Origin of the sequence: Plesiomonas sp. (genome assembly GCF_051650925.1) — a bacterium.
In the GTDB taxonomy this organism is placed as follows: Bacteria; Pseudomonadota; Gammaproteobacteria; order Enterobacterales; family CAMTGL01; genus Plesiomonas.
This window is the reverse complement of the sequence record NZ_JBOFRH010000206.1, coordinates 1-2,847: the sequence shown is the minus strand read 5'-3', so window position 1 is coordinate 2,847 and position 2,847 is coordinate 1. Positions and strand designations below refer to the sequence as shown.

Here is a 2,847-nt window from a genome sequence, read left to right as displayed (position 1 = left end):
TTCACGGATGGATCGCAATCAACATCGCGTCAGAAGCTGCGGATTACTCACGGATGGATCGCAGTTAACATCGCGTCAGAAGGTGCGGATTGCTCACGGATGGATCGCAATCAACATCGCGTCAGAAGGTGCGGATTACTTACGGATGGATCGCAATCAAGATTGCATCAGAAGCTGAGGATATTTACCTGTAAATCGTTATTAAATAGGCCGATGAAGATTATAAGCACAGACCGGGAAGCATCACGATGATGGTTATACGCTAAAAAGTGTTGGGAACGGTAGGAAAAGTGCGCATCCATTGTTACGGCCGGTTTTTTATCATATAGCAAATAACTTTGAGCAACATCACACTTGAATGAAAGACATCCAAGAATATTCCGCACAAATTAAAAGATAAATTAGCATATTATCAATAAGTTAACTTATAACCCCTCTTTTCTCTCATTTTTCACCGATCCATTTATGGATACTCACGGTTTCTTTTGCGTTTCTTTACATCATATCAAATACATCTGCTCAGGCGGTTATTTACCGTATTTTGCGTAATTTTTATGACACGCAGCTATAAAAAAGTGATGTTGCAATGAAAAATGATGATTTTTCAATTAATCTATTGCAGATTCACTTTTCTATTGTAATGATAGCGATGTCATTTAAAGGAGCTAATGATGGATGCAATAGAGTCTAAATTACTGCGTTTAGAGCAAAACGGGGCCAAGTACCGTGTGGCATGCCGCAAATCGGCCGCTTTTGTTGATGAACAGACCCACAATGGTAAGCCGTTTCGCACTTATACCCAAAATGAAGCTGCAAAAGCACTGGGTATTAACAACCGACAGCTGGTTAAATTGTGTGAACAACATGGGCTAGATGTTCCTATGGTGGGATGTCGCTGGTCTTTACCTCTGCCCGATCTATTCCGTCTGCGTCAATCTATTGGCCATCAAGTCAAGCCCTCTGCTTCTCGGATGATTGTTACCTCGGTGCTCAATATCAAAGGGGGGGTTGGAAAAACCACAACCGCAATGACATTGGCAACCGGTCTTGCTATCGAATCAAAGCGCCAATATCGTATTTTGGTGGTTGATGCAGATGGTCAGACTAATATGTGTACTGGCTATATGGCCCCACAAATCAGTGATGAAGATGTTGTTTTATCAGAGTTGCTGATTGATGCGGGTAATGTTGCTATGTCTGAACAGACATTGACCGAGCAAGTGCTCTCATCGATTAAAAAGACAAATATTCCAAATTTAGATCTTTTACCCGGCGGAATTGCCGATAAACTCTTTGAGGCATGGGTACAGCGTGGATTAGCCGATGCGCGGATTAACTCACCGTATGCACTATTATCACGTGTGCTAACAACCATCTCTGATCACTATGATGTGGTGATTATCGATACCTCTCCAGCACTTAATTTCTTACTTTACAACGTATTAGCAGCATCTGACGTATTGATTGTACCCGTAAAACCCGATCACAATGATACTGATGCTACCGGTGATTTTCTCTCTATTCTGCCACAGATAAAAGCGGCCATTGAAGTGCATTGCCCGCTGCATTGGTCAGAGATCAAATTGATCATGACAGATCTTGATAAACGATCTGTACCAAACCAGCAAAAAGCCGCTATTTTGCGTGAGCTATTTGGGCAAGACCTCATGTTAGGCCAGATCCCCCATTCTGAGGCGATTAAACATTGCTCTAGTTTGATGTCATCAATTTATGAATTAAGCCCGAGTGAGTATCCCGGAGGGCGCACATCGTTAATTAATGCACAAGCTGAATGTTTGCAGGCTGTTTTTGAGTTCGAAGAGATTTTACAAAATATCTGGCGGAATGAAGTAGAGGTTAATCATGGCTAAAAGTTCACGGGTACGCCCTTCTTTTGATTTAGCATCGTTTGCAACCAATACTGTGCCGGTTGCAACCGAATCTCCGCTTGAAGTTTTAGAAAAAAAACTGAATGCATTAACGGAAGATAATCGCCGGCTGTTGCAGCAGCAAGATGAGGATTTTACCTATTTGCATTTAAAAGATGGTTCTCAAATGCAGTTTATACTGCAAAAGATCGCTGCGGCAGATATCGAGACATTAACTATAGTTCCGGCAATTAATGGCCGAGATCAAGCTTTGTTAACGCGTGAAGCAGTACGCGATATATCACAGTCTTTGTCTGTTTCCGGGCAATTTTACCCTGCAATTGGTAATCTCAATGCTCAAGGTCAGATTGAGGTTTTAGCCGGTTCCCGCCGTCGTCAGGCATGCATTTATAGTGACCATGATTTCACTATTTTAGTCCCGGTTTCAGCCATCTCATTATCGGATGCTCAATTTATTGCAGAAGCAACCAATGCGCAAAAAGAGCTTTCCGTGGTTGAATTGGCGCAAAAATGGCAATTAATGTTAGATAGCGGTGAGTTTTCCGATCAGAAAGCACTGGCTGCCGCGTTAGGTCGTTCACCTGCAACGGTAACCCGAATATTAAAAGCTGCGCGAATTCCGCGATTGTGGCTACTGCAAATTCCTGATGTTCATGCACTCTCTTATGCACAAATTGCTTCACTTGTGGGAGCGGCTGAAACATTGAATGCGGAATCTGTCGAGTTGATCTCTTTGGAATTGGCTGATGTTCGAAAAATTCAGCAATTTGGCCACGCATCGAATGAAGAGCTGGTTACTGAAGTGGTTACACAAGCAAGTAAAGCCGCTAAAAAGCTAAAAGAGCCAGCACAGAAAGATCATTTACGTAAACAGAAAGAGACCTTGTTTCAGCAAGGTTCGAGCTCTTTAGTTTCTACGGTAGTGTTTGGTGATAACTACCGGCGCAAAGTGCAGGTA

At 42.6% G+C, this 2,847-nt stretch carries 2 protein-coding genes; both read left to right on the top strand.

Annotation, left to right across the window (positions count from 1 at the left end; translation table 11 throughout):
- Positions 1-671 precede the first annotated feature (671 nt).
- Positions 672-1,871: a ParA family protein gene (locus ACRC27_RS05050; protein ID WP_438639330.1), complete on the top strand. Its 1,200-nt coding sequence runs from the start codon at positions 672-674 to the stop codon at positions 1,869-1,871.
- Positions 1,864-2,847, top strand: a 984-nt coding sequence (locus ACRC27_RS05045; protein ID WP_438639329.1) for a ParB/RepB/Spo0J family partition protein, incomplete at its 3' end; no start/stop codon positions are given. The genes ACRC27_RS05050 and ACRC27_RS05045, both read left to right, overlap by 8 nt.